Below are 22,937 nucleotides of genomic sequence, written 5' to 3'. Positions count from 1 at the left end.
CACCTGGCTCCCGGGGCCACCCGGCCGCCCGCCTCAGCCCAGCGTGCGGTACCGCCCGCGGAAGTACGTCAGCGGGCCGCCCTCCGCCGAGGGCAGGTTCGTCGCCAGCACGCGCGCGACGACGAGCGTGTGGTCGCCGGCCACCACCCGGCTCTCCGTGCGGCACTCCAGGGTCGCCAGCGCGCCGCCGATCAGCGGGGCGCCGCTGTGCTCGCCCCGGGTGTACGGCAGGTCGGCGAAGAGCAGCCGGTCGCTGACCCGGCCCTTCATCGCGAACCGCCCGGCGACGTGCCGCTGGCTCTCGGCGAGCAGCGACACCGCCCACACGGGCACCTCGGCGAGCAGGTCGTCCATGCGCGAGTCGTTGCGGAGGCTGACCAGCACCAGCGGCGGGTCCAGCGACACCGACAGGAACGCGGTGGCCGTCATGCCGACGTCCTCGCCGGAGGGGCCGTCGTCCGGATCGTGCGCGGTCACCAGGACCACGCCCGCCGCGAGGCGGGACATCGCCGCCTTGAAGTCGTCGTCGCTCACCCCCTCAGCATGAGGGATGGCCAGGTCGCGCACGGGCGGCCGGGTGGGGCTCGGGGCGGGGCTCTTCTGCAGCACCCCCGCACGCTATTGCGGCCCGCCGCCGGCCCGCATCGGGCGCCGGGACCAGACCGGCTTCCCCCGCCGGTCCTAGGACCCCTTTCACCGGCCCGCCGCGCACCGTTCACGCGCGCGTCGGAACACCCCCCGACCTGCTGTGACTTGAGTCACAGAGTGCAGTATTTGTTGACCCTGTGTACCGGGTGCAACGCTCGCTGTGATTCAGTGGCTGGGACAGTGCAGTACGAAGCCGATGAGAACCCTGGAGTTAGCTGTCGAGGTCTCGGGGAGAGCGAGCGATGGAGACCGAGTCGGAGCCGTACGTCCGTCTTGCGACCCTGCGGCAGCTGCATCAGGTCGTGGCGGACCTCAACACCGCCCGCAGCCTTGCGGACACCCTGCAGGCCGTCGCCGACGGCATCGTCGCGGGCCTCAACTATGAGCTGGCCTGCGTCAATCTCGTGCGCCCCGACGGCGACCTGGTCGTCGCCGCCTTCGCCGGCAGCCCCGCCGCCGAAGCGCTGATCACCGGCCGGGTCGGCTCCCGCGCCTCCTGGGACCGCCGCCTCACCATGGGCGAGTCCTGGGGCGACCTGCGGTTCATCCCGCATACCGAGGGCTGGGTGCTCATCGAGGACGACGTCCCGCAGTGGCACACCGAGGGCCCCGCCCCCCGCTTCGAGGACGAGTGGCACCCCCACGACCGCCTCTACGCCCCCATGTACTCCTCCGGATCCCGCTCCGCCCACCCGGGCGGAGCCCCGGGCTCCGGCCGCGAGCTGCTCGGCGTGATCTCCGTCGACCGCCCGCGCAACGGACGCCACCCCGGCCCCTGGGGCCGCGAGGCCCTCCAGATGTACGCCTCCCAGTCCGGCATCGCCATCAGCAACGCCCGGCTCCGCTCCAACATGCAGCGCGCCCTCGTCCGGCTCGAACGCGAGCAGCAGGCCCTGCGCGCCAGCGAGGAGTCGTTCCGGCAGGCGTTCGAGTACGCGCCCTCCGGCATGGCCATCGCCGAGATGGGCGGCGACCAGCACGGCCGCCTGCTGCGCACCAACGACGCGCTGTGCCGGCTGCTCGGCCGCCCCGCCTCCGTGATGCGCCGCTACTCCTTCGCGGACCTCGTCCACCCCGAGGACATAGGCACCCTGCTCCGCACCTCCGCCGAGGGCGGCCGGGCCGAGCTGCGCCTCGGCCGCCGGGACGGCACGTACGTCTGGGTCTCCCTGCGCAACTCGGTCGTCGCCGACACCGCCGACGGCCCCCGCTTCCTCCTCACCCACGTCGAGGACATCGAGGAGCGCAAGCGGCACGAGCTCCAGCTCGCCCACCGCGCCTCGCACGACGCCCTCACCGGCCTGCCGAACAGCGCCGAGCTCCGCTCCCGGCTCTCCGCCCGGCTCTGCGAGCGGCCCTTCGCCGGCTCCGGCGCCCCCGCCGACGCGTACGAGCCGCCCTACGAGTACGACTACGAGCAGGGGCACGGGCACGGCTTCGGCTTCAGCCCGGTCGCCGCCGCCGGCGCGTACGACGGGCACGTGCACTCCGTCGCCCCCACCGGCGGCGAGGTCGACAACGGCACGAAGGGGCTCGCGGTCCTCTTCTGCGACCTGGACGGCTTCAAGTCGATCAACGACCGCTTCGGGCACCACACCGGCGACGCCGTCCTCATCGAGGTCGCCCGCCGACTCACCACGGGCGTACGGGACGGGGACACGGTCGCCCGGCTCGGCGGCGACGAGTTCGTGGTCCTCGCCGACGGGCTGGGCGCGGCCGACGCCGCCGACCTCGCGGTCCGGCTGCGGAACGCGATCATTCCGCCGATCCGGGTGGACGGGCGGGCGGTCCGGGTCGGGGCCAGCTTCGGCATCGGCTGGGCCGAGTGCGGCATGACCGTCGAAGAGGTCCTGAACAGCGCGGACCAGCGGATGTACATCGAGAAGCGGTCCCGCTCGAAGATGCACCGGAGGGCCGGCTAGGTCCCTGCCGGGGGCTCTCGTTCACGGGCCGTACACGGAGCGAGGAATTCCCCGTGGGGCCGTTCGAGGTAGGCTCGGCCGGTCGGCGACGGCCGGCGGGCAGGGAAAGGGAGTGACCCGGATGGCTGCGGGCAACGACGGCGCGAAGACCCCCGAGGACGACGATCCGTTCGGCTACCTGTACGAGGACGGCCAGGCGGCGGGTGCCCAGCCGCCCCAGGGCGCCGGCTACGGCTACCCCGGCCCCGTGTCCCAGCCAGGCGTCCCCCGCACCTCGTACAACCAGGTCCGCACGGTCGGCGAGCGCCAGTACGGCGGCCCCCAGGCGTACGTGCCGCAGCAGCAGGGCCAGCCGGGCCAGCAGGGCTACCACCAGCCGCACCCGCAGTACGCGGCCCCCGAGACGTACCCCGGCGGCCCCCAGACCCGCCCGATCCACCAGCCCCCGGCCGGGCGCGGCGGCCCCAACACCAAGGGCCTGCTGATCGGCGCCGTCGCGGTCGTCGCGGTGGTCGTGCTCGGCATCGCGGCGGCGGTGATCACCAACAGCGGCGAGGACAAGAACACGGCGGGCGCCACGGCCGGCGGCTCCGGCGCCACCACCCCGGCCGAGGACTCCCCGTCGACCGCCCCCACCCCCTCCTCCCAGCCCCCCACGGCCCTGCCCCAGCAGGACGCGGCGACGCTGAAGCTGGGCGGGTCGGCGGTGCTGGCGAAGGACATCAAGGGCGCGGAGGGCGCGGACGGCGCCTATGTGACCGGGTTCAACGCGGTCGGGTCGTCGGTGACGTGGCACGCGACGATGCCGACGGAGGGCAGGTACCGCCTGACCGTCCGTTACGCGATCCCCGCCGTCGACGCCAACGCCACCCTGACGGTGAACGGCAAGGCGAACTCCCAGCCGATCGGCCTCAAGAACTTCATAAAGTCCTCGGACCCGAACCTGGAGAAGAACTGGCAGACCACCTGGGCGCCGGTCGACCTCAAGAAGGGCGCGAACGAGATCAAGATCTCGTGCGAGACCGGCAATCAGTGCGACGTGCTGCTGGACTGGCTGGAAGTGAAGTCCGTCCCCGGCAGCTGACGGACCCCTCGGTCACGCCGCCGTCGCCGGCGTGTGGACCGTGATGCGGGGGAGCATCGTCTCGTAGGCCGTCTCGTCGAATTCGCCCGCCACCGGGGACAGGACGGTCGCCGCCGAGAGGGCGACCGCGTGGGCCAGGCGGGTGGGCCAGTCGGTGCCCTCGACCAGGCCCGCCAGGAGGGCGGCGACGGCCGAGTCGCCCGCGCCGGTGGGGTTGCCCCGGACGGGGGCCGGCGGGGCCGCCTGCCACAGGCCCTCCGGGGTGGCCGCGAGGAGGCCCTCGGGGCCGAGCGAGGTGACGACCGCGTGGGCGCCCCGGCGGCGGGCGTCGCGGGTGGCGCGGTGCGGCTCGCGGGAGCCGGTGAGCTGGGCCAGCTCCTCCGCGTTGGGCTTGATCAGGTCGGGGCGGGCGGCGATCCCGCGCCGCAGCGGCTCGCCGCTGGTGTCCAGGAGGACCGGGACGCCGGCGCCCCGGGCGAGCCGGACCAGCTCCGCGTACGCCCCGACGTGGATGCCCGGCGGGAGGCTGCCGCAGAGGGCCACCGCCCGCGCCCCGTCGAGGAGTTCGGTGTAGCGCGCGGTGAACGCGGCCCACTCGGCCGGGCTGATGGCCGGGCCGGGCTCGTTGAGCTGGGTCGTGTCGCCGTCGGCGGCGTCGACCACGGCGACCGTGCGGCGGGTGGCGCCCGCGATCGGCACCAGCGCGTCGCGCACCGGCTGCCCGGCCGTCGCCCGCGCCAGCAGCTCGCGCAGCGTCGCGCCGGTCGCCCCGCCCGCGAAGCCGGTGACGACGGCCTCGTGCCCGAGGGCGCCCAGCACCCGCGCGACGTTGAGGCCCTTGCCGCCGGGCCGCTCGATGACCTGGGTGACCCGGTGCGAGGCGTGCGGGACGAGCGCGGGGACCCGGTAGGTCAGGTCCACCGCCGTGTTGAGGGTGACCGTGAGGATCACCGGCGCCACCCCCCGTCGTCTCGTGGCCGTCGCGTGGCCTTCTCGTATCGGCGCTGCTGGCGCCCGATCATGCCAAAGAGATGGCGGTTGGCCCAGACCCCCGGACCAACCGCCCTGACGCGGGTTCAGCGGGTGACCCGGTCAGCCGAGCTGCGGCTCGACGATCCAGGCGCCCTTGCGCATCACGCCCTTGAGCTCGAAGTCCGCGTCGAGGACGACGAGGTCGGCGTCCTTGCCGGGCTCCAGGGAGCCGACCCGGTCGTAGATGCCGAGCAGCTTCGCGGGGTTGGCGGAGATGGCCTGGACGACCGACTCCACCGGCAGCTTGTCGATGGTGGCCGCGCGCTTGAAGGCGCGGTCCAGGGTGAGCGTCGAGCCGGCGATGGAGCCGCCCTCGACGAGCCGCGCCACGCTGTCCTTCACCTCGACCTCCAGCGGGCCGAGCATGTAGCGCCCGTCGCCGAAGCCGGCCGCGTCCATCGCGTCCGTGATGAAGGCGACCCGGTCGGCGCCCGCGTGGTGGAAGGCGAGCTCCAGGGCGGCCGGGTGCAGGTGGGTGCCGTCGTTGATGAGCTCGACGGTGATCCGCTCGTCCTCCAGGAGGGCGGCGATCGGGCCGGGCGCGCGGTGCCCGAGGGCGGGCATCGCGTTGAAGAGGTGGGTGGCCACGGTGGCGCCCGCGTCGATGGCGGCCTGCGTCTGCTCGTACGAGGCGTCCGTGTGCCCGATCGCGGCGATCACGCCGTGCTCGGCGAGCAGCCGTACGGAGTCGATGCCGCCGGGCAGCTCGGTGGCGAGGGTGACCATCCGGGCCTGGCCGCGGCCCGCGTCGATGAGCTTGCGCACCTCGGCCGGGTCGGGGTCGCGCAGCAGCGTCTCGTCGTGGGCGCCCTTGCGGCACGGGGAGATGAACGGGCCCTCGAAGTGCAGCCCGGCGAGCTCGCCCTGCTCGGCCAGCTCGGAGAGCAGCCCGGCGCGCTGGGTGAGGAAGTCCATCTCGCCGGTGACGAAGGACGCGACGACGGTGGTGGTGCCGTGCAGCCGGTGGGTGTGGACGCCCTTGAGCACCTCGTCGACGGTGCCGGAGGTGAAGGAGGCCCCGCCGCCGCCGTGGTTGTGCATGTCGACGAAGCCGGGCACCAGCCAGTGGCCGGTCAGGTCGAGGGAGGGTGCGTCCTCCCGGGTGGCGCCCGCGATGCGGCCGTCCTCGACGATCACTCGTCCGTTCTCGACGATCCCGGTCGGCAGCACCACACGGGCCCCGGTGAGAACTGTGGAAACGGCCATCAGGCGGATACCTCCGAGTCGGCGGGGCGCTGGTCGGCGAGCAGGTCCCAGGCGAGGAGGCCCGCGCCCAGGCATCCGGCGGTGTCCCCGAGGGCCGCCGGGACGATGGCGGGCAGCTTCTGGAAGGTGACGCGCTCCTCCACCGCGGCCCGTAGGGGTGTGAACAAGGTTTCCCCGGCCTCGGCCAGACCGCCACCGATGATGAGGGTGCGGGGGTCCAGCAGGGTGAGTGCGGTGACCAGTCCGTCGGCCAGGGCGTCGACGGCGTCCTGCCAGACGCGCACGGCGGCCGGGTCGCCGGACTCGACGGCCTTGGCGCAGTCGGCGGCGTCCGCGTCGGGGTCGCCCGAGACGCTGGCCCAGGCGAGTGAGACGGCGGAGGCGGAGGCGTACCGCTCCAGGCAGCCGCGCTGGCGGCAGCCGCACTCGATGCCGCCGGGGCGGACCACGATGTGGCCGATCTCGCCCGCGTAGCCGTGCGCGCCGGCCTCGATCTCGCCGCCGATGCCGATGGCGCCGGCGATGCCGGTGCCGAGGGGCACGAAGAGGAAGCGGTCGGCGTCGCGTCCGGCGCCGATCCGGCCCTCGGCGAGGCCGCCGGTGCGCACGTCGTGGCCGAGGGCGACGGGGATGCCGTCCAGACGCTCGCTGAGCAGGGCGCGCAGGGGGACGTCGCGCCAGCCGAGGTTGGCGGCGTAGACGGCGATGCCGTTCTCGGTGTCGATGATGCCGGGGACGACGACTCCGGCCGCGGCGGCGGGCTCTCCGTAGCGCTCCTGGCCGAGGGCTCTGAGGTCCTCGGCGAAGCCCAGGATCGTCTCGACCGTCGCCTCGGGGCCGCGCTCGCGGCCGGTGGCGCGCCGGGCCTCGTGGAGCAGGGTGCCGTCCGCCCCGACCAGGGCGGCCTTCATGCCGGTGCCGCCCACATCGAGGGCGATGACGTGTCTCACGGGGACAGTCTCGCGTGTAGATGCCCGAAAGGTCTAGTCCACTGCGGAGGATTGTTGAGCTCGGATACAAATCCGTCCTGGTGAGGGGCGGTGGCGGCCCGCCCGATGCGTTGCAGAAGCGATATGTGAGTGGTGTAGACCTCTCGTGTTTTCCTGCGGGAGACTTTCCGTTCTACGGTGATCAACGGCGATCGCCGGTGATCGGCGACGGTCCGCTGTGATCGGCAGTGGTCCGCGGTGATCGACCGGGATCCTTGACGATCGTGATGCCTCGACGACGAGCAAAGGGCGGGTTACGGCTGTGCAGCGGCGACGATTCCTTGGACTGGCCGCGGCGGCCTCGGCACTCGCCCTGACCGGTGGTCTCTCCGGTTGCGGCTCCCTGGACTCCGAGTCCGGCGACGTCACCCTCAAGCTGGTCGCCGCCGACTACGACCTCGGCGGCGGCGACTCCACCCGGAAGTACTGGGACGGCCTCGTCGCGGCCTTCGAGGCGAAGAACCCGGGTGTGAAGGTCCAGGTGCAGATCGAGTCCTGGGACGACGTCGACCGCAAGGTCGCCGAGATGGTCAAGGCGGGCAAGGCGCCCGACATCGCGCAGATCGGCGCCTACGCCGACTACGCCGCCGCCGGGCAGCTCTACGCCGCCGACGAGCTCCTCTCCATCCGGGTCCAGGCCAACTTCCTGGCGCCGCTGGTCGCCGCCGGCGAGTACAAGCGCACCCAGTACGGCCTGCCCTTCGTCGCCTCCACCCGGCTGCTCTTCTTCAACGAGGACCTCTTCGCGAAGGCGGGGATCGACGCGCCCCCGACGACCTGGGACGAGCTCGCCGCCGCGGCCCGCAAGCTGGAGAAGAAGGGCGTCAAGTACCCCTTCGCGCTGCCGCTCGGGCCCGAGGAGGCGCAGGCCGAGACGATGATGTGGCTGCTCAGCGGCGGCGACGGCTACACCGACGCGACCGAGCACTACAAGATCGACTCGGACGCGAACGTCCGCACCTTCGAGTGGCTCCGCACCAACCTGGTCGTCCCCGGGCTCACCGGCCCGGTCGCCCCCGGCAAGCTCAACCGCAAGGCGGCGTTCACCGCCTTCGCGCGCGGCGAGGTCGGGATGCTCAACGGGCACCCGTCGCTGATGCAGCAGGCCGCGAAGAACGGCGTCAAGGTCGGCAAGGTCGCCCTCCCCGGCGTCTCCGGCAAGGCGCGGGCCACGATGGGCGTCGCCGACTGGATCATGGGCTTCAAGCAGAACGGGCACCGCAAGGAGATCGGCACCTTCCTCGACTTCGCCTTCAGCGACGAGAACGTCCTGAAGTTCGCGGGCGGCAACAACATGCTGCCGGCCACCACCACGGCCTCGGCCGGCATGGCGGCCGACCCCCAGTACGCCGACCTGCGCGACTTCATCCAGGCCCTGCCGGACTCCCAGCTCCCGCCGGTCGGCAAGACCTCGTGGGCCCAGGTCAGCGGCGTCATCAAGAAGGACATCGGCCAGGCGGTCGCCCCGGAGGCGAAGCCCTCGGAGGTCCTGGGCCGGATAGCCCGGCAGGCGTCGGCGGCGGAGAACGCGGAGTAGGGGGAGCGGGCGGAGCGGGCGGAGCGCGCGGGGTAGGCGGAGCGGGCCGGGCAGGCCGGGTACGCCGAGCGGGACGGCGAGCGGGCTAGGTTGGTCGGTATGACGAACGGACCGGCGGAGCCGATGGACCCCACGGAGGCCGCGGGCCCCACGGAGCCCACGGAGCCCACGGACTCGACGGACCCGGCGCCGGCGGACCCCACGAGCCCCACGGCCCCCCCGCCCGCGGCCCCCGCCGCCGCGCTCGGGGAGCGGGAGCGGGCCGTCCTGGCCATGGAGCGGCGCTCCTGGCCGGGTCCCGGTGCCAAGGAGCGGGCGGTGCGCGAGCGGCTCGGGCTCTCCGCCACCCGCTACTACCAGCTGCTCAACGCCCTCCTCGACGACCCGAGGGCGCTCGCCCACGACCCGGTGACGGTCAACCGGCTGCGCCGGGTGCGCGAAGAGCGCGCATCGCGCCGCTGACGGGAGGGCCCCGCGTGGGTAGGGTCGTGGACATGGTCAGCAGCCTTCCGCACCCGACCACCGCAGCCGGCCGCGACGGCCTCGCCGCCTTCCTCGCGCGGCCCGAGAAGGCCGTCGTCGCCCTGGACTTCGACGGGACGCTCGCCGAGATCGTCCCGGACCCCGAGCGGGCCCGCGCCCACCCCGGCGCCGTGCCCGCCCTGGCCGCCCTCGCGCCCCGGGTGGCGGCCGTCGCCGTGGTGACCGGCCGCCCGGCCGGCGTCGCGGTCCGCTACGGCGGCTTCGCGGGTGTCCCGGGCCTGGAGCACCTCGTGGTCCTCGGCCACTACGGCGCCGAGCGCTGGGACGCCGTCACCGGCACCGTGCACGCCGCCGCCCCGCACCCGGGCGTCGCCTCGGTCCGCGCCGAGCTCCCCGGCTTCCTGGACCGGATCGGGGCCTGGCCGGGCACCTGGATCGAGGAGAAGGGCCGGGCGGTCGCCGTGCACACCCGGCGCGCCGTCGACCCGCAGGGCGCCTTCGAGGCCCTGAGGGGCCCGCTGGGCGACCTGGCCACCCACCACGGCCTGGTCCTCGAACCGGGCCGGATGGTCCTGGAGCTCCGCCCGCCGGGCATGGACAAGGGCGTCGCCCTCGCCGACTACGTACGCGAACTGGGCGCCGGGTGCGTCCTGTACGCGGGCGACGACCTGGGCGACCTGCCCGCGTTCGCGGCGGTGGAGAAGCTCCGCTGGGACGGCGTCCCCGGCCTCCTCGTCTGCTCCTCCTCCGCCACCGAGTCCGTCCCGGAGCTCGCCGACCGCGCCGACCTCACGGTGCGGGGGCCGGCGGGGGTGGTGGGGCTGCTGGAGGGCCTGGGGTCAGCCCTCGCGCAGTGAGGCGAGCTGGGCCAGGAACCAGGCGCGCGGCGGCAGGGCCGTCGCCGCCGTCGCCAGGTGCTTGGTGCGTTCCGCGCGCTCCGGGGCGGGCATCGACAGGGCCTGGTGGAGGGCGTCGGCGGTGGCCGTCACGTCGTACGGGTTGACGGTGAGGGCGGCCTCGCGGAGCTCCTCGTAGGCGCCCGCCTCGCGGGACAGGACCAGGGCGCAGCCCTCGTCGGAGACGACCGGGATCTCCTTGGCGACCAGGTTCATGCCGTCGCGGACCGGGTTGACCAGGGCCACGTCGGCGAGCCGGTAGGCGGCGAGGGAGCGGGTGAAGTCGTCCTGGACGGAGACCAGGACGGGCTGCCAGTCGGGGGTGCCGTACTCCTCGTTGACCGCCTCGGCCAGCGCGGTCACCGAGGCGGTGTACGCGCGGTAGACCTCCAGGTCCTGGCGGGAGGGGTAGGCGGAGGCCAGGTGGACGACCCGGCCGCGCCACTCGGGGCGGGCGGCGAGGAGCTCGCGGTAGGCGAGCAGGCCGCGCGGGATGTTCTTGGAGAGCTCGGTGCGATCCACCCGGACGATCGTCTTCCGGCCGCCCGTCTCGGCGCGCAGCTCGGCCAGGCGCGCGTCGACCTCCGGGCGGTGCGCCAGCGCGCGCAGGTCGTCGGCGTCGACACCAAGCGGGTACGTGGCCACCCGGGGGGCCCGCGTCACGAACGGGTCGGCCAGGAAGGCGTCGGCCCAGGCGCGGGTGTGGAAGCCCAGCTCGTCCGCGCCCGACATGCCCGCCACGAGCTCGCGGTGGACGTCGTCCGGGAGCATCGCCAGATAGCCGGGCGCCGCCCACGGGGTGTGGGTGAAGTGGGCGATCCGCAGGTCGGGGCGGAGCGCGCGGAGCAGCCCGGGCACCAGCGCCAGGTGGTAGTCCTGGACGAGGACCGCCGCGCCGGGGTCCGCCGCCTGCGCGAGGGCCTCGGCGAAGGCCCGGTTGTACGCGCGGTAGGACGCCCAGCGGCGGCGGAAGTCCGCGTCGAAGACGGGCTCGCGCGGGATGTCGTACAGGTGGTGGTGGAGGAACCACAGCACCGAGTTCGCGATGCCGTTGTACGCGTCGGCGTACACCTCCGGGTCGATGTCGAGCATCCGCACACCCGGTTCGGCGACGCCCCGGCGGACGGCCTCGCGGTCGCCGTCGCCGAGGGCGGCGCACACCCACAGGCCGCCCTCCGAGGCGACGGCGCCGAGGCCCGCGACGAGCCCGCCGCCGCCGCGCCGGGTGTCCAGGGAGCCGTCGTCACGCACGGTGTACGAGACCGGGCCGCGGTTCGATGCCACGAGGACGGTAGCCATGGGGCGAACCTAGCCCGTCCGGTACACGCTCAAACGTGCGGATTCCGGACGGGCGGGCCGGTTCAGTGCTCCCTGCGGCCCCGTACCGCCGCCCGCGCGACCAGTCCGGTCGCCGCCAGCGCCAGGCCCAGCGCGCCCAGCAGCCACAGCCGCTCGCCGCTCGCGCCGGTCTCCGCCATCGTGCCGCCGTGCGCGCCGGGGTGCGGGGCGGGCGGGGTGTGGTGGGCGGGCGGGACGGGCTTCGAGGCGGTCGGCGTCGGGTGGGGGGACGCGTGGGTCGGGCTCGGGGTCGGGGTCGGGGTCGGGCGGCCCGGCGGGCGCTGGACCAGCGGGGCCGTCGCGCAGGCGGGGTCCGTGCTGGTGTCGTCGCAGTTGGAGCGCGGCGACTCCACGGCCACGCTGTTCGCGAGCTTCCCGTCGCCGCGCACCGGGTCGAAGACCTTCACCGAGTACGTGACGGTCGCCTTCTTCCCGGCCGGGACGGTGCCCCGGTACGTGATCTTCGGGGCGGTGTAGTCGACCGTGCCGAGGTCCGCCCGCACATCGCCCTGATAGGCGGCGTCGTCGAGGTTTCCGGTGAGATCGTCGCTGAAGCGCGCGTTCGGATAGTCGAGCTTGCTGATGTTCTCCGCCGTCACCGTGTACGTGACGGTGTCGCCCGGCTTCACCGTCTTCGGGCGCGCGGTCTTGGTGACCTTCAGGTCCGGCACCGGCACCGACAGGGCGAGCGCGGAGGGCACGTAGGTGTCGCCGCTGGTGGTGAAGGTGAGGTCGGCGGAGGTGGCGCCGGCAGGGATCGCGCCGGCGGGCAGCGCGAACGCCTCGGCGTCGATGCTCAGGTTGTTGACGAGCTTCGGGTTCACGGCCCCGTCGCTCGCGCTGACGAAGAAGTTCGTGGTGCTGCCGGTGTGCGGCTCGGTGACGTTGTGCCCGTCGACGAGGAAGCGGTCGCCGGGGGTGTTCCAGTCGCCCTCGTACGCGGTGACGCTGGCCCGCGCCTTTCCGGTCGAGCGGTAGAAGCCGTCGACGGTGACGGTGGTGGCCGGCGAGCTGGAGCGCTGGAGGACGTGGCCGCCGTAGACATAGACGGCGCGCCGGTCGGGCGCGTGCTTCGGGTCCGGGGCCGGGTACGCGTAGACCAGGGTCAGCGACCAGCCGGCCACGCAGCCGCGCCCGCTGGGCGCCCAGATCCCGCCGACGGCGACCGGGGTGTCGCCGGCGGCGGCGGTGAACGCGGCGGTCACGTCCGCCTCGCCCGTGTAGTAGTGCGGGCCGTGGGTGTCCGCCGGGTCGGTGACCACGTGCTCGGGTGTCACCGGGGTGCCGGTGGCGGTGCCCGTGCCGGTGCCGACCCGGATCCTCGGGACGGTCGTCGCCGGGTCGCCGGGGGAGCGGTCGACGTCGGCGCCGGAGATGTCGCAGCGGGCCAGCGCGGCGCCGCTCGGGCCCCGGTACGTGCCGTCGTTGCCGCCCCAGAAGAGGCGCGCGTACGCCACCTTCGCGCCCGGCGGGATCACCACGTGGCCCGTGCTGGAGCCGAAGCCGGCGCTCATGCCGGCCGTGTCGATCCGCTCCATGTCGAAGGTGTTGTTGTTGTCCGCGCCCTGCCCGGAGGCGGCGGTCGCGCAGCGCGCCGCCATGTCCGCGGGGGCCGTGGGGCAGCCGATGACGGTGTTGCCGATGGTGAGGAAGTCGCCGTAGAGGGATTCCTCGTACCGCTTGCCGAAGGGCTCGACGACGTCGGCGGCGGCCGGGGCCGCTCCCGCGAGGGAGAGCGGCCCGGCCAGCAGGCCGAGGACCGCCAGCAGAATTCCCGTTTCTTCTCTCAATCGCATGAAACGGGAATTTATGCAGAAATGATGACTATTCGGAGTTACGCCACGCGGCGCCGCGCGTACTCCGCGATCTCCGCCATCGGCGGGCGCTCCTCCGTGTCCACCGGGTACGTGTGCGGCTCGAAACCCCGCTCGCCGCGCTCGAACTGGGTCAGCCAGGGCCGCACCAGATGCCCCCGGGACAGCCGGAGCTGCGCCGTCCGGTAGATCGCCGCCGCCATCCGGCCCAGCGCCCGCCCGTCCTGGTGCCGGTGCTTGCGCACCCCCACGTCCACCTGCGCGAGGGCGTCCAGGCCCACCGTGTGCAGGGCGTCGACCAGCAGGCCCAGCTCCACTCCGTAACCGACCGGGAAGGGCAGCCGCTCAAGCAGCGAGCGGCGGGCCGCGTACTCGCCGCCCAGCGGCTGGACGAAGCCGGCCAGCTGCGGCCAGTGCAGATTGAGCAGCGGGCGCGCCACCAGCTCCGTCACCCGGCCGCCCTGACCAGGGGTGTCGCCGAGCGGGCGGTCGTACATCGCCTTCACGAAGTCCACGTCCGGGTCGGTGAGAAGAGGGCCGACGATGCCGGTGACGAAGTCCGCCGAGAAGTCCCTGAGGTCCGCGTCCACGAAGCAGACCACATCCCCCGTCGTCACCATCAGTGACCGCCACAGGACCTCGCCCTTGCCGGGCACCGCCGGTATCCGGGGCAGGATCGCGTCGCGCGCCACCACCCGCGCGCCCGCCGCCGCGGCGACCTCCGCCGTGCGGTCCGTGGAGCCCGAGTCGATCACCACGAGCTCGTCCACCAGCGGAACGGCCTCGGTCATCAGCTCGCGGCGGATCACCGAGACGATCGCGCCGACCGTCGCCTCCTCGTTCAGCGCGGGCAGCACCACGCTGACCTTCGTGCCGCGCTTGGCCGCCAGGACGCGCTCCAGCGGGCGGTCGGCAACGGACCAGGACCGCCGGGCCAGCCAGCGCTCCACCTCTTCCAGCAACGTGATCTCCATCTCGCGGATCGGACGACCGTCTCCACCTTCGCAGCCTTCGGTTACAGTCTTGAACAACGCGGATCCCCGATGCATGTCGGGGTGCCGACCGCGTCTCACAATCGAATACCGCTCATCCAGAGGGGCAGAGGGAAACGGCCCGTTGAAGCCCCGGCAACCCTCCAGTCGGTTACTCGTCCTCCAGCGAGGCCACCGACTAGGGAAGGTGCCAAATCCGTCTCATGACGAAAAATTCGTCATGGGAAAGATGAGGAGAAAGGGCCTCGCCTCCATGGCTGTACAGACCGCCGCACCCGGAACCACCGTCGACCTCGGTCCCGCTTCCGGACTCTCCTGCCGCGAATGCGGCGAATCCTTCCCGCTCGGCCCGATCTTCGCCTGCGAACTCTGTTTCGGCCCGCTCGAAGTCGCGTACGAGCTGCCCGCCGGCGACCCGGAGGAGCTGCGCAAGCGCATCGAGGCCGGACCCGCCAGCATCTGGCGCTACGCCCCGCTGCTGCCCGTCCCGGCCGACGTCGCCGAGAAGCCCAACCTGAACCCCGGCTGGACCCCGCTGGTCAAGGCCGACAACCTGGCCCGCGAGCTCGGCGTCGAGCCCGGAAAGCTCTTCGTCAAGGACGACTCGGGCAACCCGACCCACTCCTTCAAGGACCGGGTCGTCGCCCAGGCCATCGAGGCCGCCCGCGCCTTCGGCTTCACCACCCTCTCCTGCTCCTCCACCGGCAACCTGGCCGGCGCCGTCGGCGCCGCCGCCGCCCGCGCCGGCTTCCGCTCCTGCGTCTTCATCCCGCACGACCTGGAGCAGGGCAAGGTCGTCATGGCCGGCGTCTACGGCGGCGACCTCGTCGCCATCGAGGGCAACTACGACGACGTCAACCGCTTCTGCTCGGAGCTCATCGGCGACCCGCTGGGCGAGGGCTGGGGCTTCGTCAACGTCAACCTGCGCCCGTACTACGGCGAGGGCTCCAAGACGCTCGCGTACGAGATCTGCGAGCAGCTCGGCTGGGTCATCCCGGACCAGCTCGTCATCCCGATCGCCTCCGGCTCCCAGCTCACCAAGATCGACAAGGGGCTCCAGGAGCTCATCAAGCTGGGCCTGGTCGAGGACAAGCCGTACAAGATCTTCGGCGCCCAGGCCGAGGGCTGCTCCCCGGTCTCCGCCGCCTTCAAGGCCGGCCACGACGTGGTGCGCCCGCAGAAGCCGAACACCATCGCCAAGTCGCTCGCCATCGGCAACCCGGCCGACGGCCCGTACGTGCTCGACATCGCCCGCCGCACCGGCGGCGCCGTGGAGGACGTGAACGACGAGCAGGTCGTCGACGCCATCAAGCTCCTCGCCCGCACCGAGGGCATCTTCGCCGAGACGGCGGGCGGCGTGACCGTCGGCGTCACCCGGAAGCTGGTCGAGAACGGCCTCATCGACCCGGCGCTGACGACGGTGGTCCTCAACACCGGCGACGGGCTCAAGACCCTGGACGCCGTCGCCGACAGCTCTCAGGCGACCGCCACCATCCGCCCGAGCCTGGACGCGTTCCGCGACGCGGGCCTGGCCCACTGAAAGGTCCGTGAACCCATGGCAGTGAACGTCCGCATCCCCACCATCCTGCGCACCTACACCGGCGGCGAGTCCGAGGTGAAGGCCGAGGGCGCGACCCTCGCCGAGGTCATCGCGGACCTGGAGAAGAACCACGCGGGCATCGCCGCCCGCGTCCTGGACGACCAGGGCAAGCTGCGCCGCTTCGTCAACGTGTACGTGAACGACGACGACGTGCGCTTCGAGCAGGGCCTGGAGACCGCCACGCCGGACGGCGCCGGCGTCTCGATCATCCCGGCCGTCGCCGGCGGCTGAGCCCGGCGACCGGGTCCGGCCGGGCCCGGCCGAACCCGTACCCGTCTTTCCTGAATTGCCCCTTCCGCGCTAAGAAGCGGAAGGGGCAATTCTGCATGGTTGGAAGCGGTAGAGTTGGGGAAGTCCCCTCCGCTGCTCATGCCGACCGCATATGAGAATGCGCCCGCGCACGACAAGAAGCAGCCAAAGCGCCCGTGCCTTGTGTACCTTCTGCGCGCTTTGCCCGGCCCGACTTGACCCGGAATTCAAGGGATTCTCCCCAATTCCCCTTTCGGGGGTGCCCAGAATTCTCGTCGGATTGACCTGTTGCAGAGGGCAGTTGGGCAGATACATTCAGCGGCGGTCGACGCGTTCCGGCGCAGGGTCTGACCCGGGTCCGCGAAGTGCGGGTCCCGCGCAAGGGCCAGTAATAGGGGAGTTAGGCATGGCTCAGGGCACCGTCAAGTGGTTCAACGCGGAGAAGGGCTACGGCTTCATCGCGGTCGACGGTGGTGCGGATGTTTTCGTCCACTACAGCGCGATCCAGATGGACGGCTACCGCACCCTTGAAGAAGGGCAGCGGGTCGAGTTCGAGATCTCGCAGGGCCAGAAGGGTCCGCAGGCGGACATGGTCAAGCTCGCCACCGCCTGAGCGCGGCGCGATCGGCCACCGACGCACTTCCGTCGAGGGGCCCGTACCCGGGATCCGGGTACGGGCCCCTCGTCATGTCCGCCCACCGCGCCCGCGGTGCCCGCCGTGCCCGCCGCGTGCGCCCGGCTCGCGCGCCGGGCGTGTGCCGCGCGGTGTGACCGATCCTCGGTAGTCGCTTGCACTCGCATGGGGCGAGTGCTAATCATTGGCGTTAGCACTCTGAAGGTGAGAGTGCTTACGAGGATCGGGCAGACGAGGTCCGCGGCCAGGTGGGGCAAGGAACCGCCGGGTGCGCAGGCCGTCCGTCGCGGGCGTCGGCACGGTCCAGGAGCGTTATCCACCCCATGTCCGGGAGGACCACTTCACATGGCCAAGATCATCGCGTTCGACGAGGAGGCCCGGCGCGGTCTCGAGCGCGGCATGAACCAGCTCGCTGACGCCGTCAAGGTCACCCTCGGCCCCAAGGGCCGCAACGTCGTCCTCGAGAAGAAGTGGGGCGCCCCCACGATCACCAACGATGGTGTCTCCATCGCCAAGGAGATCGAGCTCGAGGACCCGTACGAGAAGATCGGCGCCGAGCTGGTCAAGGAAGTCGCCAAGAAGACGGACGACGTCGCCGGCGACGGTACGACCACCGCCACCGTCCTCGCCCAGGCGCTCGTCCGCGAGGGCCTGCGCAACGTGGCCGCCGGTGCCAACCCGATGGCCCTCAAGCGCGGCATCGAGAAGGCCGTCGAGGCCGTCTCCGGCGCCCTCCTCGAGCAGGCGAAGGATGTCGAGACCAAGGAGCAGATCGCTTCCACGGCCTCCATCTCCGCCGCCGACACCCAGATCGGCGAGCTCATCGCCGAGGCGATGGACAAGGTCGGCAAGGAAGGCGTCATCACCGTCGAGGAGTCGCAGACCTTCGGGCTCGAGCTTGAGCTCACCGAGGGCATGCGCTTCGACAAGGGCTACATCTCGGCGTACTTCGCGACCGACATGGAGCGCATGGAGGCGGCCCTGGATGACCCGTACATCCTGATCGTCAACTCCAAGATCTCCTCCGTGAAGGACCTGCTCCCGCTCCTGGAGAAGGTCATGCAGTCGGGCAAGCCGCTGCTGATCATCGCCGAGGACGTCGAGGGCGAGGCCCTGTCGACCCTGGTCGTCAACAAGATCCGCGGCACCTTCAAGTCCGTCGCGGTCAAGGCCCCGGGCTTCGGCGACCGTCGCAAGGCCATGCTGAACGACATCGCCATCCTCACCGGCGGCACGGTCATCTCCGAGGAGGTCGGCCTCAAGCTGGAGAACGCGGGCCTCGACCTGCTGGGCCGCGCCCGCAAGGTCGTCATCACCAAGGACGAGACCACCATCGTCGACGGTGCCGGTGACAGCGAGCAGGTCGCCGGTCGCGTGAACCAGATCCGCGCCGAGATCGAGAACAGCGACTCGGACTACGACCGCGAGAAGCTCCAGGAGCGCCTCGCGAAGCTGGCCGGCGGCGTGGCCGTCATCAAGGCCGGCGCCGCGACCGAGGTCGAGCTCAAGGAGCGCAAGCACCGCATCGAGGACGCCGTTCGCAACGCGAAGGCGGCCGTCGAGGAGGGCATCGTCGCCGGTGGCGGCGTCGCCCTGCTGCAGGCTTCCGCGGTCTTCGAGAAGCTGGAGCTGGACGGCGACGAGGCCACCGGTGCCAACGCCGTCAAGCTGGCCCTGGAGGCCCCGCTCAAGCAGATCGCCGTCAACGGTGGCCTCGAGGGCGGCGTCGTCGTCGAGAAGGTGCGCAACCTCCCCGTCGGCCACGGCCTGAACGCCGCGACCGGTGAGTACGTCGACATGATCGCCGAGGGCATCATCGACCCGGCGAAGGTCACCCGCTCCGCGCTGCAGAACGCCGCCTCCATCGCGGCGCTGTTCCTCACCACCGAGGCCGTCATCGCCGACAAGCCGGAGAAGGCGTCCGCGCCGGCCGGTGGCGGTATGCCCGGCGGTGACATGGACTTCTGATCCTCCCGTAGTCAGTCGGAGGATCGGCGAGTCCATCGCTGAACGCCGAAGGGCGGCACCCCCCAGGGGGTGCCGCCCTTCAGTCGTCGTGCGGGCCGATCCGGTCAGCGGACGTCGATGTAGTCCGCGACGCCGGAGGACTGGAAGTGCGCCGTGTCGGCCACGTAGACGAGGTTGTACACGCCGTCCACGGTCGCCTTGTGCTTCAGCGCGATGTTTCCGTTGGCCGCCGTGTTGCCCTTGGCGACCGTCACCCACTTCGAGGTGCCCTTGGCCCGGAACTGCAGCTGGAGCTGCTTCGAGGCCAGCGGCTTCCAGCCGCTCACGTTGTGCTGGAGGGTGCCCGTGACAGTCACCGTCGCGCCCTTGCGGACGGGCTCGGGGGCCGCGTTGACGTTCAGCACGCGGGTCTCGATCCGGGAGACCCGGAACGGGGTGCTGACGGACTCCGCGTACTGGTCCGAGGTCAGGTGGCGCAGCCGGAACCAGCCGCCCTTGTTCCACACGGCGATGCCGAAGGTGGAGCGGACGCTGGAGTAGAAGCCGGTCGAGCCGACCTGCTTCCAGCCGGTGCGGCCGTCGGGCGACTGCTCCAGCAGCACCGTCTGCTGGGACGAGGAGCCGGACCAGCGCTCGTACGGGGAGCGGAGCTGGCCGTAGACGGTGAGACGCGCGTCGGCCCGGAGCGAGTAGCTCATGGTCGTGGTGCGCGAGTCGAGGGGCATGACCAGCGTGCCCTGGATCGCCGAGAACGTCTGGAAGAGGTCCGCCGACTCGACGGTCCAGCCCTCCGCGTTCGGGCCGGCCGCGGCGATCAGCTTCGCCGTGTAGTAGCCGTCCGCGTCGGTCCGCACGGTCTGCGGGAACGGGGTGCTGGGCCGGTAGTAGTCGTGCGGCGCGCCGAGGGTCACCCGGAGCGGCTGGTCCGCGAGCGGGGCGCCGCCGTTCTCCGGGTCGGTGACCCGGCCGGTGATGGTGACCGTCTCGCCGCTGGCCGCGCGGGTCTTGTCGGCGGTGGCGGTGACCGTCAGCTTCCGGGCCTGCCACTCGCTGAAGTAGCGCTGGTCGGTGGCGGTGCCGTGGACCTCGGCGCTGTTCTCGGTGAACGTGGCCTTGTACAGCTCGTAGGACCGCGTCGCCGGGATCGGGTCGCCGGCGAACTCGCCGGTGTCCGTGGTGGCCGCGGACTGGACCGGGCCCTCGTCCGGGGTGGAGCGCTGGTAGGAGACCGAGCGTCCGGGCAGCGGCACGATGTCGCCGGAGCCGGGCTGCACGCCGGTCAGCTTGCCCTGCGGGCGGATGTTCGGGTCGTTCCAGCCGGGCTTGCCCACCGCGAAGGTGAGCAGCGGGCGCAGGGTGAAGTCCAGCGTGCCCGCGTCCGCGCGGGTCACCGTGTTGCCGAGCGAGTCGGTGGCGGTGACGTCGATCGCGTACTGGCCGAGCTCGGGCAGCACGCCCTGGTCCTCGGTCAGCTTGAGGGTGGCGTCCGCGGGCAGCTTGAAGGTGCCCGGGGCGGACTGGATCAGCGCCGGGAAGTCGGCGAGGACGGTGTCGCCCTTGCGGACCTTGGCGGAGACCGCGGTGACGGTGGCCTGCGGGGCGTCCGTCCACGCGGTGACGCGGAAGCTGCCGCGCTGGTCGGCCTCGGTGACGGCGCGGCCGATGCCCACGGTGGGCGCCGGGGCCGGCTCCTCGGCGAGGGCGGGGGCCGCGGCGGCACCCAGGGTCAGGGCCGTGACGAGGGACACGGCGGCGATGCGCCGCAGGTCGGCGCGTCGGAGGTCAGAGCGCATCGACATAGATGGTCCTCGACTCGCTGTAGAAGAAACCGTTCTTGGACTGCAGGTAGAGCGCCCACGTGCCGTCGCCGTAGTTGGTGGCCTTGAAGTTCACGTTGCCGGCCGAGTTGGTGGCGACGTCCTTCTTGACCCAGTACCAGCTCGGGTCGCCCTTGGGCTTGAAGACGAGGGTGACCTTCGCGCCGGGCATGGCCTTCCAGACGCCGTTGACCTTCTGCTGGACGAGGGCCTTGACGGTCATCGCCGAGCCGGTGCGGGGCCGGGAGGGGGAGAGGGAGACGTTCACGATCCGGGTGGGCGTGCGGGCCAGCCGGACCGGGTTGCTCGTCCGGGTGATGAAACGGTCCGTCTCCGGGTGGTAGACCCGGTAGAGCGCGTTGTCGTAGCCCCAGGTCTGGAAGTCGAAGCTGCACCACGGGGTGGCCTGCGACTTCATGTTGTACCAGGTGCGGCCGTTGTCCAGGGAGACCTGGAGAGCGACCCAGTCGGGCTTGTCGTAGCAGCTCACCGAGGCGTTGGTGGCGAGGCGGCCGGTCACGCTGAGGCGGCCGAACTCGTCCATCGACATCCGGGTGTCCGCGAACCAGAAGCTCTGCGGCACGGCGACGGCGGCGTGGTCGTACGGACGGTCGTTGCCCTGGCCGTAGTACACGGAGGGGCGCAGACCGGTGAAGACGCCGGCGGTCGTGTACTGCACGCGGGCCGCGAGGGCGAAGAAGCCGTCCGCGTCCGTGGTGCCGGCGCCGATCTGGTCGACGACGCTGGTGCCGTACGAGAGCGGCTCGGTGCCCGTGGAGATGACCGGGGCGCCCGCGAAGCCCTTCCAGCCCTCGGCGGTCAGCCGCTCGACGCGGCCGGTGACCCGGACGTCGGTGTTGGCGGTGGCGCGGGACTTGTTGGTGTCCGAGGTGATCCGGTACGTCAGCTTGTCGACGCCGACGCCGGGGAGCTGGCGCGCCTCGTCCGGGTCGATGCCGAAGGCCGGGGCGACGACGGCGCTGCCGCCGGTGATCTCGGCGTCCGGGGAGACCGGCAGCGAGAAGGTGCCGTCGGCGCCGGTGGTGACGGTCAGGGTGGTGTTGCGCGTGGCGGCGAACGCGTCGCGCAGGCCCAGCGTGACGGAGACCGCGGTGCCCTCGGCGGCGGCGGTGCGCTCGCCGGTGGCCGGGTTCCAGGTGGTGGCCTTGCCCTTGAGGACGACCTCGCGCTGGTCGTAGCTGGTGGTCTTGCGGTCGAAGGCGGCCGACTCGACGCCGGTGTGCGGCTTGTAGCCGAACGAGCCGCCGGTCCAGCGCTCGACGACGCCGCCGGGCATCCGGTACTCGACGGCGAGCGGGTAGTCGCCGAAGGCGGTGCCCTCGGGGAGCTTGATCGCCGCGTCGGTGGTCCAGCTGTTGTAGCCGGTGGACGTGAGCTCGTCCGTGGTGAAGAGCGTGCCCGAGCCCGCGTCGGCCGGGGCGAGGACGCTGACCTTCACCCAGAGCGCGTTGGCGGGCAGCCCGAGGGTCAGCCGGCCGTCGTCCAGGGTGACGGTCTGCGTCACGGTCGCCGCGTACGCGGTCGGCGCCGCGACGATGGCGGGCAGGGCGACGCCTGCCGAAAGAGCGAAAACGGTTGCCGCACGTACCAGGACATGCGGCAGCGTGCGCGTAGAGCGCATCTGAGAGACCCCCCACAGGTCGGAATGCGGCGCGTAGAGATCGCAGGCCGCGTGGGAGCACGATAGCGCTTCACCGTTGAACATGTTCACTCGGTTATTCGTTCGTCCCTGTTTGCGGCTCTAGTCCGTCAGTACGATCCTGAGGAGAGGGCCCCGCAAGGCCGCCCCGCGGGCAGACGGGAGAAGCCGATGATCACGCTGCTCACCACGCCGGCGGACCGGGAACTGGTCGTCACCCGCACCTTCGACGCCCCCGTACGGCGGGTCTGGGAGGCGTGGACGCGCCCCGAGCACGTGCGGGCCTGGTACGGGACCCCCGGGCTCACCATGTCCGTCTGCGAGATCGACCTGCGCCCGGGCGGCGCCTGGCGCTGGGGCCAGCGGACCCCCGACGGCCAGGAGATCGTCTTCTCGGGCACCTACGAGGAGCTGATCCCGGCCGAACGCCTCGTCTACTCCGAGCACTTCGAGCAGATGCCGGACACGGCCCCGGTCCGCGTCATCCTCTCCTTCGACACCACCCCCACCGGCGGCACCGCCCTCACCAGCACCTCCTTCTGGCCCACCACGGAAACCCGCGACCAGGCCCTGGCGGCGGGCATGGAGGCGGGTGTCCGCGAGCAGTACGACCGGCTGGCGGGGCATCTGCGGAGGATGTGAGGGGGCTCCCGGGGGCGGGGCCCCGAGTCACGTCTGGCGGGTCAGGTCGGCGGGAGTTCGTAGCGGAGCAGGGCGTGGGCCAGGGGTACGCCGGTGCGGCGGGCGTAGGCGGTTCTGGCCTTGACCTCGCGGAGGGTGCGGGGGCGCCAGCCGGGGCCGCCGCAGCAGCTCTTGTGGAAGCCGACACCCGCGTTCAGCAGCACCGAGAGGGCCCGCCACGCCGCCAGGTCCCGGCGCTTGGGCGGGGCGAACGCCGAGCCCGCGTGGATCAGCGTCCGCGCGCAGCGCGGGCAGCGCCGCTCGCGGGCGATGTCCGCGTACGGCTGCTTGTACGACGCCCGGCACGGCAGGCAGACGAAGGAGGTTTTGCCGTAGGAGCCCATGGGAGCGCAGCCTAGGAAGGGGCGGGGGCGGGTCGCCAGCGGA

20 protein-coding genes and 1 riboswitch are annotated in these 22,937 nt (G+C 72.3%); of the genes, 10 read left to right on the top strand and 10 right to left on the bottom strand.

Annotated elements, in window-relative coordinates; genetic code table 11:
• Window positions 1-33: 33 nt before the first annotated feature.
• Complete coding sequence (locus AB0C99_RS31020; protein ID WP_362482252.1) at window positions 34-606, bottom strand: flavin reductase family protein; 573 nt, start codon at window positions 604-606, stop codon at window positions 34-36.
• A 284-nt stretch (window positions 607-890) separates the two neighbouring features.
• Between AB0C99_RS31020 and cdgB the strand changes: the two genes are divergently transcribed.
• Window positions 891-2,570 carry a diguanylate cyclase CdgB gene (gene cdgB, locus AB0C99_RS31015; protein ID WP_362482162.1) on the top strand — a complete coding sequence of 560 codons (1,680 nt, stop codon included), beginning with the start codon at window positions 891-893 and terminating at the stop codon, window positions 2,568-2,570.
• 121 nt (window positions 2,571-2,691) lie between these two features.
• Complete coding sequence (locus tag AB0C99_RS31010) at window positions 2,692-3,654, top strand: CBM35 domain-containing protein (protein WP_362482160.1); 963 nt, start codon at window positions 2,692-2,694, stop codon at window positions 3,652-3,654.
• A 12-nt stretch (window positions 3,655-3,666) separates the two neighbouring features.
• Here AB0C99_RS31010 and AB0C99_RS31005 read toward each other — a convergent pair whose 3' ends face one another.
• The 3 genes from AB0C99_RS31005 to AB0C99_RS30995 form a co-directional block, all read right to left on the bottom strand.
• On the bottom strand, window positions 3,667-4,605 hold the full coding sequence (locus tag AB0C99_RS31005) for a 1-phosphofructokinase family hexose kinase (protein ID WP_362482157.1): 939 nt from the start codon (window positions 4,603-4,605) through the stop codon (window positions 3,667-3,669).
• Between the two features lie 141 nt (window positions 4,606-4,746).
• On the bottom strand, window positions 4,747-5,892 hold the full coding sequence (gene nagA / locus AB0C99_RS31000) for an N-acetylglucosamine-6-phosphate deacetylase (RefSeq protein ID WP_362482155.1): 1,146 nt from the start codon (window positions 5,890-5,892) through the stop codon (window positions 4,747-4,749).
• Entirely contained in the window at window positions 5,892-6,842 is a 951-nt protein-coding gene (locus AB0C99_RS30995; RefSeq protein WP_362482152.1) for an ROK family protein, read from the bottom strand. The genes nagA and AB0C99_RS30995 overlap by 1 nt, the downstream gene beginning before the upstream one ends.
• A 301-nt stretch (window positions 6,843-7,143) precedes the next feature.
• Between AB0C99_RS30995 and AB0C99_RS30990 the strand changes: the two genes are divergently transcribed.
• The 3 genes from AB0C99_RS30990 (at window position 7,144) to otsB (ending at window position 9,758) form a co-directional block, all read left to right on the top strand.
• On the top strand, window positions 7,144-8,418 hold the full coding sequence (locus AB0C99_RS30990; RefSeq protein WP_362482149.1) for an extracellular solute-binding protein: 1,275 nt from the start codon (window positions 7,144-7,146) through the stop codon (window positions 8,416-8,418).
• Between the two features lie 99 nt (window positions 8,419-8,517).
• Window positions 8,518-8,880, top strand: coding sequence for a DUF3263 domain-containing protein (locus tag AB0C99_RS30985; protein ID WP_362482146.1), 363 nt, complete (start codon window positions 8,518-8,520; stop codon window positions 8,878-8,880).
• A gap of 32 nt (window positions 8,881-8,912) precedes the next feature.
• Complete coding sequence (gene otsB, locus AB0C99_RS30980) at window positions 8,913-9,758, top strand: trehalose-phosphatase (RefSeq protein WP_362482143.1); 846 nt, start codon at window positions 8,913-8,915, stop codon at window positions 9,756-9,758.
• Here the strand turns inward: otsB and AB0C99_RS30975 are convergent.
• The 3 genes from AB0C99_RS30975 to AB0C99_RS30965 form a co-directional block, all read right to left on the bottom strand.
• Entirely contained in the window at window positions 9,741-11,096 is a 1,356-nt protein-coding gene (locus AB0C99_RS30975) for a trehalose-6-phosphate synthase (RefSeq protein ID WP_362482140.1), read from the bottom strand. The genes otsB and AB0C99_RS30975 overlap by 18 nt on opposite strands.
• Before the next feature lie 62 nt (window positions 11,097-11,158).
• Window positions 11,159-12,931 (bottom strand): hypothetical protein, encoded by a 1,773-nt coding sequence (locus tag AB0C99_RS30970; protein ID WP_362482137.1) that lies wholly within the window; start codon window positions 12,929-12,931, stop codon window positions 11,159-11,161.
• 38 nt (window positions 12,932-12,969) lie between these two features.
• Window positions 12,970-13,911, bottom strand: a complete 942-nt coding sequence (locus AB0C99_RS30965) for a glucosyl-3-phosphoglycerate synthase (RefSeq protein ID WP_362482250.1) — start codon at window positions 13,909-13,911, stop codon at window positions 12,970-12,972.
• Between the two features lie 121 nt (window positions 13,912-14,032).
• Window positions 14,033-14,177: riboswitch (SAM riboswitch) on the top strand.
• Between AB0C99_RS30965 and thrC the strand changes: the two genes are divergently transcribed.
• The 4 genes from thrC to groL all read left to right on the top strand — a co-directional run bounded on the left by thrC (window position 14,171) and on the right by groL (window position 18,392).
• Entirely contained in the window at window positions 14,171-15,481 is a 1,311-nt protein-coding gene (gene thrC / locus AB0C99_RS30960) for a threonine synthase (protein WP_362482134.1), read from the top strand. (Overlaps the previous riboswitch by 7 nt.)
• Before the next feature lie 15 nt (window positions 15,482-15,496).
• The gene (locus tag AB0C99_RS30955; protein ID WP_362482132.1) at window positions 15,497-15,772 is read left to right on the top strand and encodes a MoaD/ThiS family protein; all 276 of its coding nucleotides are present in this window, start codon (window positions 15,497-15,499) and stop codon (window positions 15,770-15,772) included.
• Between the two features lie 424 nt (window positions 15,773-16,196).
• Window positions 16,197-16,403 (top strand): cold-shock protein, encoded by a 207-nt coding sequence (locus tag AB0C99_RS30950; RefSeq protein WP_046911137.1) that lies wholly within the window; start codon window positions 16,197-16,199, stop codon window positions 16,401-16,403.
• Window positions 16,404-16,769: 366 nt separating this feature from the next.
• Window positions 16,770-18,392, top strand: a complete 1,623-nt coding sequence (gene groL, locus AB0C99_RS30945; RefSeq protein ID WP_329422768.1) for a chaperonin GroEL — start codon at window positions 16,770-16,772, stop codon at window positions 18,390-18,392.
• Between the two features lie 104 nt (window positions 18,393-18,496).
• Here groL and AB0C99_RS30940 read toward each other — a convergent pair whose 3' ends face one another.
• Together AB0C99_RS30940 and AB0C99_RS30935 are read right to left on the bottom strand one after the other, a co-directional pair.
• Window positions 18,497-20,185: a hypothetical protein gene (locus AB0C99_RS30940; protein ID WP_362482128.1), complete on the bottom strand. Its 1,689-nt coding sequence runs from the start codon at window positions 20,183-20,185 to the stop codon at window positions 18,497-18,499.
• The gene (locus tag AB0C99_RS30935; protein ID WP_362482126.1) at window positions 20,175-21,734 is read right to left on the bottom strand and encodes a hypothetical protein; all 1,560 of its coding nucleotides are present in this window, start codon (window positions 21,732-21,734) and stop codon (window positions 20,175-20,177) included. Before AB0C99_RS30935 ends, AB0C99_RS30940 begins: the two co-directional genes overlap by 11 nt.
• Before the next feature lie 306 nt (window positions 21,735-22,040).
• Between AB0C99_RS30935 and AB0C99_RS30930 the strand changes: the two genes are divergently transcribed.
• Window positions 22,041-22,511 carry an SRPBCC domain-containing protein gene (locus AB0C99_RS30930; protein ID WP_362482123.1) on the top strand — a complete coding sequence of 157 codons (471 nt, stop codon included), beginning with the start codon at window positions 22,041-22,043 and terminating at the stop codon, window positions 22,509-22,511.
• 41 nt (window positions 22,512-22,552) lie between these two features.
• Here AB0C99_RS30930 and AB0C99_RS30925 read toward each other — a convergent pair whose 3' ends face one another.
• A complete protein-coding gene (locus AB0C99_RS30925; protein WP_362482247.1) occupies window positions 22,553-22,894 on the bottom strand; it encodes a deoxyxylulose-5-phosphate synthase in 342 nt (113 codons plus the stop codon).
• Window positions 22,895-22,937: the final 43 nt, after the last annotated feature.

It is taken from the genome of Streptomyces sp. NPDC048659 (assembly GCF_040650575.1).
In the GTDB taxonomy this organism is placed as follows: Bacteria; Actinomycetota; Actinomycetes; order Streptomycetales; family Streptomycetaceae; genus Streptomyces.
The sequence above is the reverse complement of the archived record's forward strand: the minus strand, read 5'-3'. Positions and strand labels throughout refer to the sequence as shown.

Coding starts and splice junctions, on each gene's coding strand:
- cdgB (WP_362482162.1), top strand. CDS start 891: ATGGAGACCGAGTCGGAGCCGTACGTCCGTCTTGCGACCCTGCGGCAG.
- AB0C99_RS31010 (WP_362482160.1), top strand. CDS start 2,692: ATGGCTGCGGGCAACGACGGCGCGAAGACCCCCGAGGACGACGATCCG.
- nagA (WP_362482155.1), bottom strand. CDS start 5,892: ATGGCCGTTTCCACAGTTCTCACCGGGGCCCGTGTGGTGCTGCCGACC.
- AB0C99_RS30985 (WP_362482146.1), top strand. CDS start 8,518: ATGACGAACGGACCGGCGGAGCCGATGGACCCCACGGAGGCCGCGGGC.
- otsB (WP_362482143.1), top strand. CDS start 8,913: ATGGTCAGCAGCCTTCCGCACCCGACCACCGCAGCCGGCCGCGACGGC.
- AB0C99_RS30975 (WP_362482140.1), bottom strand. CDS start 11,096: ATGGCTACCGTCCTCGTGGCATCGAACCGCGGCCCGGTCTCGTACACC.
- AB0C99_RS30970 (WP_362482137.1), bottom strand. CDS start 12,931: ATGCGATTGAGAGAAGAAACGGGAATTCTGCTGGCGGTCCTCGGCCTG.
- thrC (WP_362482134.1), top strand. CDS start 14,171: ATGAGGAGAAAGGGCCTCGCCTCCATGGCTGTACAGACCGCCGCACCC.
- AB0C99_RS30955 (WP_362482132.1), top strand. CDS start 15,497: ATGGCAGTGAACGTCCGCATCCCCACCATCCTGCGCACCTACACCGGC.
- AB0C99_RS30950 (WP_046911137.1), top strand. CDS start 16,197: ATGGCTCAGGGCACCGTCAAGTGGTTCAACGCGGAGAAGGGCTACGGC.
- groL (WP_329422768.1), top strand. CDS start 16,770: ATGGCCAAGATCATCGCGTTCGACGAGGAGGCCCGGCGCGGTCTCGAG.
- AB0C99_RS30940 (WP_362482128.1), bottom strand. CDS start 20,185: ATGCGCTCTGACCTCCGACGCGCCGACCTGCGGCGCATCGCCGCCGTG.
- AB0C99_RS30930 (WP_362482123.1), top strand. CDS start 22,041: ATGATCACGCTGCTCACCACGCCGGCGGACCGGGAACTGGTCGTCACC.
- AB0C99_RS30925 (WP_362482247.1), bottom strand. CDS start 22,894: ATGGGCTCCTACGGCAAAACCTCCTTCGTCTGCCTGCCGTGCCGGGCG.